Genomic DNA, 8,266 nt, shown 5'->3' with positions numbered 1-8,266 from the left:
ATTTCCATAATTTAATTACTCAAAAATATTTAGAATTAATCGTACCAGTCTTATCAAGAGAGAGTCAATTGGAAAGAGGTGGAATAATGAACAAAACTGAATTAGCTCGCTACCAAGCTCAGTTTGGTGGTGTATGTCAGAGTAATCAATCTAAGAGACAAACCAATAAAAAAGCGGCACTCAGATCAAGTCCAAGTACCGCTTATTATCAACTCATTAATTTACTTATAACGAGCCAGTTTAGTGAGCATCTTCATCCAAATACATATACTCATATCTGAGTGGCAAGCCTTGTGCGTCAGATACTTCTAACTCAAGCAAGAAGTCTGCGCCATCAGGACTATTCATTGGATCAAAGCTATTTAACAATGCAGGGTCGCATGTGCTACCTTCACATACAAGTGCTGAAGTAATCAAACTCCAAACCCGTACACTTGAAATGACTTCAATGTTTTCTACTGCTAAATCATCGAAGTCTTTAGGTGCATCAGGATCGCCGCAAAATTTCATATTAGAAATATCTGGGCTGCCACCATTGCCATTGCCTTCAAGTACATCTTTAGAGAATGAACCTGCTTTCGCGCCTTGTAAGTCATAAGCATGGTTGTCATTCGCGCCTTTGAGTACTAAGTACGCCATCGGTACGGCTGATGTCCATTGACCACCTGTTGCGTTAGCAATCTGTTCAATTGTAGTGCCGCGTAAAATAACACCCGCTGTATTTTCACCTTCTAATACATAACGGCTACCATTCCACTCAAATTTTACTAACATTTCAGAACCCGCAGGACAAGCCGCATTACCACCGTTTCCAGCACTGTTATCTTCTGTGCCTTCATCAGTTTCATCGCCTTCACCTTGCGTGCCATCGTCAGTTTCATCTTCTGGTAAATCACAACCTTGTTGAGACCATGCTGCATTCCAAGCCACGCTGCGACCGATACCCCGTTGTTGACCTGCAAAATCAAGATTTGCTAATAAGTATTCTTGACCTTCTACACCACCACGTAATGTGCCACTATAGTGATTTTCAACAAGGTATTCAGTTCTACCTGTCCAATCTGAAGAACCATCAATTGTGACAAGATTCAACGCATCACGATAGCCTTCTGGAACACCTGTCCACCAACTGTAGGTTTCAAACTCAATGACACCATTTTCATCACTGGTTAACACTTGATTGGAAGTGAGGTAATGACCAGCATCATGTTTGTTATCTGGTCCGTCTGCACACTCAATAGGTAGTTCAACACCATCAGGCATCACAGTTGGGCAAATAATGGTTTCACCTGTCAAATTGCGACTATTCTTAGGATGTACGATATACCAACCTAAAGACAGTTTCATTTTGAGTTCGCCACCTTGTACCCATTGGCCATTTTCTTCAGCAAATAATACGATATGACCGCGTGCTTTAACCCATTGAGGTTCGTACCATGGTTTGTTTAACACATTTTCTTGTGCCAAGGTGCAAATTGAGTCATTAGTCCATAAGGTTTCGCCAAAGTAGCTTGTACCTGAACCATTACCCATTTCACCCCAAGCAACGTGTTCACCGCTGAAGCCATCAGCCCATTCAGGCCCTGTGTCAACTGGAGGGTTGCCAACATTTGGATCAGTACCATTAGTGAATTCTTCACCATTTGGTGTACCGTCGTTGTCAGAGTCATCACGAGAATCATCTTGTAATGGGAGTAAACCATTTTCAGTTTCCCACGCATCTGGCATACCGTCGTTGTCATCATCAGGATCAGTTACATCAGGATCGCCGTCACCATCAGTATCAGTTTGTTCACCGCGAGTGATGATAGTGAAATCAACCCCACCGTCTTCTTCGCCGTCAACAATTTGTTGAATACTCATGTTGCATTCAACGCTGTCCGCATCAATTGGCATCGGTTCAAGAGCTTGCACTTCAATATCCAGTGGGAAGTCACCATTACCTGCCATTGGCACGCCGATCACTTTCGCTGGTGTACCCGTGATTTTGACTTTGGTTGTACCGTCAATCACCGTTAAGTTTTCACCGTTACCGCCTGCTTGTTGCCAAACTGAGAACAATGCGCCTAAATCAACAGTCGCTTCAATCGCATTATCCGTGACTGGGCAATTTTCAACTTCAACTAAGTAGTCAATGGTTGCTGGTTCATCTTTAGGATTTTGCGTGTGAACTGTAAATTTGTCCTTAGTTTTATCTTTCAAACCAAGTACATTGAAGTTACGCCATGCAATATTATTACTGCGTTTGGTATTGTTCACTGCATTGCGGGTTTGTGCATTTGCTGGAATTGGATCGTCTGCATTAATCAAACGAACATGGAAGCAATAATGACCTTTACCAGGAATTTGCTCTTTCGCCCATTTAATCGCAACGGTTTCAACTTCACCAATACCTAATTCAGCAACACTGTATTCACCAATCGGTGTCCAACGGTCTGGCCATCTTGTACCTAAACTTGGTTTTGTGAAATACAACTCAACTTTAGTATCTTTCGCAACCGTGTTACCTAAGTTACGTACATTGATATAAGCAAAGTTGTCTTGATTGCCTTTCACATTTTGGTGTTTCAAGCCACCATCTTGGTCATTACGAATCCAAATATCAGGACTCATCCAAATTTTACGGGCTAAAGTAGGTTCTGTACCATCATCAGGGCGTGGGTCTTTTACCCAAACATCAATGATTTCAGGAACGTCAGCGATATTAGGATCAGTACCATTAGTGAATTCTTCACCATTTGGTGTACCGTCGTTGTCAGAATCATCACGGGAATCATCTTGTAATGGTAATAAACCATTTTCAACTTCCCACGCATCTGGCATACCGTCGTTGTCATCGTCAGGATCAGTTACGTCTGGATCGCCGTCACCATCACTGTCCGCTTGTTCACCACGCGCTGTGATTTCAAAATCAACGCCGCCGTCTTCTTCACCATCAACCATTTGTTGAATACTTAAACCGCAAGTGACTGTTAATGCGTCTACTGGCATTGGTTCAAGAATTTGTAAATCAACGTTGATTGGATAATCCGCGTCAACTTCCATATTCAAACCGCTAATTTTCGCTGGCGCACCCGTTAATTTAACTTTGGTTGAACCTGCGATGGCTTCGATATTTTCACCGTTACCGCCAGCCGCTTGCCAACGCGCGAATAATTCGCCTAAATCAGCAGTGACTTCAATACCGTCTTGTCCTACTGCACACGCTTCCGCTTCGATGATTAAATCAATCAATGCAGGTGCATCTTTAGGATTTTGGGTATTCACAGTGAATGTATCAGTGGTTTTGTTCGTCATGCCAAGCACGTTGAAATTACGCCACGCAATGTTGTTACTGGCTTTGGTATTTCTCACAGCATTGCGAGATTGTGCTGCAACAGGAATTGGGTCAGCATCATTGTGTACCCGAACGTGGAAACAATAGTGTCCCGGATTAGGAATACTTTCTTCTTCCCATAAGAACGCTAAGGTTGCTTTACCATCGGCTGGTAATTCTGCCACACTCATTTCACCAATTTTCGTCCAACGATTAGGCCATGCAGAACCCAAACTTGGTTTAGTGAAATACAATTCAACTTTGCTGTCGGTTGCTGTCAAGTTACCAATATTTTGAACGTTAACGTAAACATAGTTGTCTTGACCGCCTTTCACGTTTTGATGTCTGGTTTGAGCATCTTCAGCATTACGCACCCAAACGTCAGGACTACGCCAAATTTTCTTGGCTTTACTAGGTTGGCTACCGTCATCAGGATTAGGGTCTTTAATCCATAAATCAACTAATGGAGTATCATTGGCTGTTTGTGGGTCTGTACCTACGTCAAATTCATCTTTATTGCTTTGACCGTCATTATCCGCGTCCGCGTCAGCATCAGCTTGTAATGGTAATAAGCCATTTTCAACTTCCCACGCATCTGGCATACCGTCGTTGTCATCATCAGGATCGGTGACATCTGGAATACCATCTTTGTCAGTATCCGCATCTTGACCACGTGCTGTGATTTCAAAATCAACACCGCCTGCTAATTCGCCATCTACAATTTCTTGTACACTTAAATTAACTGTGACAGTTGCGCCTGCACCCGGTAATGGTTCAAATAATTCTAAACCAATAGTAATAGGGGCTTGCTCTTCAGCTTGCATTGGGATGTCATTTAATTCAACGTCTTTCGCAGTGATTTTAACTTTAGTGCCACCGACAGGTTCAACACCTTTGCCTTTGCCACCCGCTGCTTGCCAACGATCAAATAAATCGCCTAAATCAACAATAATAGCTGCGCCGTCTTCACCCACTAAATCGCCTTCGACTTCAATCACAAAGTCCACGTTTGCTGGTGCATCGTTTGGATTTTCTGCATTGACTGTGAAGTTGTCAGTGGCTTTTTTAGTCATACCAGCGACGTTGAAGTTGCGCCATGCAACATTATTACTGAGTTTAGTATTGTTGATCGCGTGACGGGTTTGCGCTGCCGCAGGAATAGGATCAGCTTCGTTTAACACCCGAACATGGAAGCAATAATGTCCCGGATTAGGAATTTTATTTTTAGGCCATTTGATGCTAACAGATGTATTTTCACCCGCTGCTAATGAAGAAATTTGGCTTGTGCCAATTTTCGTCCAGCGTGTTGGCCATGCAGAACCTAAACTTGGTTTGACCCAATATACTTCAACTGTAGTGTCTTCAGCGTCTAATTCGCCAATATTGCTAACACGAACGTTAACAAAATTATTTTTTCCACCAACAACATTTTGATGTCTGGTTTGACCATCATCATTGTTACGTACCCAAACGTCAGGGCTTACCCAAATTTTACGGGCTTTGCTTGGTTCGCTGCCATCATCTGGAGTAGGATCAGCAACCCAAAGGTCAACTTTACCTGCTGGTTCTTCATCTTCTAATACTAAAGAAGTTTCTAAAATGAAGTTAGACTGAGTTGTGTGACGCTCAGCAAAGAAGAATTTAAGCTCATAAGTATTACCTTCTTGTAAGCCTAATTTTTCTAAGTCGCTAGAACTTAAGTTTTGAGTTGCTTTCCCATGAACGCCACCTAAATCAACCGCAAGTTTTTTATTAATATAAACCCATACATCATCATCACCACTGAAGTTAAATTTCATGCCTTTTTTGAACACGAAGTTGGTTTTAAGCATATATGTGAAGTGATAGTTGTGAGAACGATTCTGATTACCAAATAATTTATTATCAATTGGGAAAAAACTGGTGTTTTCATAGCGATAAACTGCTAAGCCATTTTCTTCTTTGATACGTTTTAATGTAATTGAATGACGTGTTGATTTGTTAACACCTTCAATATCAGTAAACCATTGGTTCAATTTTGTTGCTTTACACGCATTATTGTTTTTGGCAACAGGTAAACCATTGCTACCTAATGTGTTTTGGACGCACGCTTTTTTCAGACCCGTAACACTACCTTCAAAGTCAGGGTGTGAATCTTTAAAATCACGCAAAGCACCCGTCAAAACTAATTGGTCTGGCGTTGTTTCATCATTGGCTTCGTCATCATTATTGTTGTCGTTGTCATCATCTTCTTTATCGCCACACTCACCTAAGGTGTCGCCATGACCTTCATGACCATCCCATGCTGATTGAGCTACTTCTTGGGTTTTGCCATTGTGACAAATTGTGATTTTTTTATCGCTATCATCATCAGCACACTCACCTTCAGTTGCACCTTTTTCATTGAGGTACTTATCAAGGTCTTTGTACTTAATTTCTTTGTCTTTATCGTTGTAGCAGACGGTTAATTTGCTATTAGGGTCTGTCTCATCGTTAGCATCATCATTTTTGCTATCATCTTCTTTTTCAGCACACTCACCTTCAGTCGCACCTTTTTCATTCAGGTACTTATCAAGGTCTTTGTACTTAATTTCTTTGTTTTTATCCTTGTAGCAGACAGTTAATTTGCTATTAGGGTCTGTCTCATCGTTAGCATCATCATCTTTGCTATCATCTTCTTTTTCAGCACACTCACCTTCAGTCGCACCTTTTTCATTGAGGTACTTATCAAGGTCTTTGTACTTAATTTCTTTGTTTTCATCCTTGTAGCAGACTGTTAATTTGCTATTAGGGGCTGGCTCATCTGCCTCGTCATCATCTTTGCTATCGTCTTCTACTTCAGGACATTTGCCTTCGGTCGCACCTTGATTTTCATATTGTTCAAAAAGCGAACGTTTGATGTCTTCATATTCTGTACCTTGGTAACATACAACATCAATCAATTCATCTTCTTCAACACCGCAATCAGGGCCTGATATAGAGCCTTCGCCATAGCCGTTGCTGGCTTTAGCTAAGACAGGAATATTTTTCTTGGAGTACTCTTTATTGAAGGTGATTTTAAATGTACCGCCGCTAGAGTTCCACTTCATGCCATAGAATTCGATGCCATCAATATTTCTGACGCTAGGATCAACTTGAAGCCCATCATGAGATGGATTGGCACTTTTAACTGAGCATTCTTTGCTTAAACCTAAAACCCAATGGCTTAGACCATGACCTTTTTTCTTATCGACTTCATAAGTCCAAACTTTACCATTGACACTTTTCAGCTTAATTTCGTAGGATGAATCCTTATTATACTTACCATTGGTAAGCGAGACCGTCGTACTGTCACCAGCCGAGGCAGTTGCACTAATAAATGCTCCCAGTAGAAATACTGAGAACAATCGCATGAGTTTCATAGAACCCTCCATATCACTATGCGTGAAATTATTGATTATTCAGCTATTTTATAGGGAACTTTTTAGCCAATCCCCATCTTATAAAAAAGCAATTGAATTCGGTGTTTCAAAAAAGCCATCAAAAAGCTTAAAGAAGCAGGTGACATCTAAATACCCTACACTCAATCTAAATTATGATAAAAAATAGGCCTTACATCAATATATTTTTAGGTCTATTGGGTTAAAAGAACTATAAACGGTTAAAAGGTTTTTTAGTTAAATTCAAAGTATTAGTTATACTTATTCTTTAAAAACACCTAACTTTATAAATCAGAACAAAAAAGTCATATTTATTTCAATTTTATAAATCTTGCCCATAAAAAACGTGATGCCCAGTTATCCTAACCAAATATCGCGTTTTAGCACTAATCAAAATCTAAAAAGTCATTAGATTCAATAGTATTATTATCTCATGATAGAAACTGGAATGAATAACACTTGACCATCAGGTTGAGCAATTTCTAATACGTGGTCAGCACTGTCTAATGCAACTTCTTTTGCCCCTAAATATTCATCACAATCGGTTTCACACGCTAATGCCCAAACGCGACCAACAATTGAACCTTGTGAAGGTAAAGCAACGGCTAAGTCGTCTTGTTCGCCTTCAGTACCACAAAACATCACACTTGCAATGTCATCATCCAAAGTTGAGTTTGAGAAACTACCGCTGACTGCATCAGATAATGTTTCTGTCGCGCTTGTTTCGCTACCAGCAACTAAAACAGCAGAGACTGTACCCGCAGAAGCAGCCCAATGTGCACCTTCTTCGCTTGCACCTTCAACGCCACCTGTAATCGCGATACCGCCTACATTTTCGCCATTTAATACATAACTGACACCATTCCAATCAAAGCTACCTAACATGCTTGTGCTGTCTGGGCAAGTCAATGTAACAGGAGTCGTGTCACCACCGCCTTGTGTACCATCATCAGTTTCGTCACCGTTGTCACTTGTATCACCACAATCAGTTGGTGCAGGAATGCTACAATCAGGACCTGTAATCATGCCATCATCAATTTTGATGCTTCCGCCTGTTTTAGCAACGACAGGAACACTTGCTGAACCATATTCACCATCTAAAGTAAATGTGAAAACAGTAGGATTATTTGGATCAGTTGAAACATCTGTATTCCATTTAACTAATGGTTCACCAGATAAAACGCCATCAGCATTTGCACTACCACCATTGCCAGTTTGTGCACCTGAACCTGTTGTGCTGACAACATTACAACTGCCCAGGCCTAATGACCAATGGCTTAATGATCTTGTATTACTACCTGTTTCACGATAAACGCTATAAGTCCATTCTGCGCCTTCGGCTTTGTCAAAAGTGATTGTATAATCAGTTTCTTTGCTAGGGCCGCCCGCTGCTAAAGTGATAGAGTCACCACCTGCAATATCGCAAGAAGCACTTCCACCAGTATCGCCTGAGCCAGTATCGCCTGAGCCAGTATCGCCTGAGCCAGTATCGCCTGAGCCAGTATCGCCTGAGCCAGTATCGCCTGAGCCAGTATCGCCTGAGCCAGTATCG

The 8,266-nt window shown here is 41.3% G+C and carries 3 protein-coding genes; 1 reads left to right on the top strand and 2 read right to left on the bottom strand.

What is annotated here, in order from left to right:
- Positions 1–281, top strand: a 281-nt coding sequence (locus tag ABXH34_RS00945) for a hypothetical protein (RefSeq protein ID WP_353569976.1), incomplete at its 5' end; no start/stop codon positions are given.
- On the opposite strand, the gene ABXH34_RS00940 is transcribed toward ABXH34_RS00945, so the two are convergent.
- Positions 241–6,696 carry a fibro-slime domain-containing protein gene (locus ABXH34_RS00940; protein WP_353569975.1) on the bottom strand — a complete coding sequence of 2,152 codons (6,456 nt, stop codon included), beginning with the start codon at positions 6,694–6,696 and terminating at the stop codon, positions 241–243. The genes ABXH34_RS00945 and ABXH34_RS00940 overlap by 41 nt on opposite strands.
- Before the next feature lie 444 nt (positions 6,697–7,140).
- Positions 7,141–8,266: hypothetical protein (locus tag ABXH34_RS00935; RefSeq protein ID WP_353569974.1), on the bottom strand; the 1,126-nt coding region annotated here is incomplete at its 5' end.

Source organism: Candidatus Albibeggiatoa sp. nov. BB20 (genome assembly GCA_016744725.1).
GTDB lineage: Bacteria > Pseudomonadota > Gammaproteobacteria > Beggiatoales > Beggiatoaceae > Albibeggiatoa.
This window is presented reverse-complemented; position numbering and strand designations above follow the sequence as displayed.

Coding starts and splice junctions, on each gene's coding strand:
- ABXH34_RS00940 (WP_353569975.1), bottom strand. CDS start 6,696: ATGAAACTCATGCGATTGTTCTCAGTATTTCTACTGGGAGCATTTATT.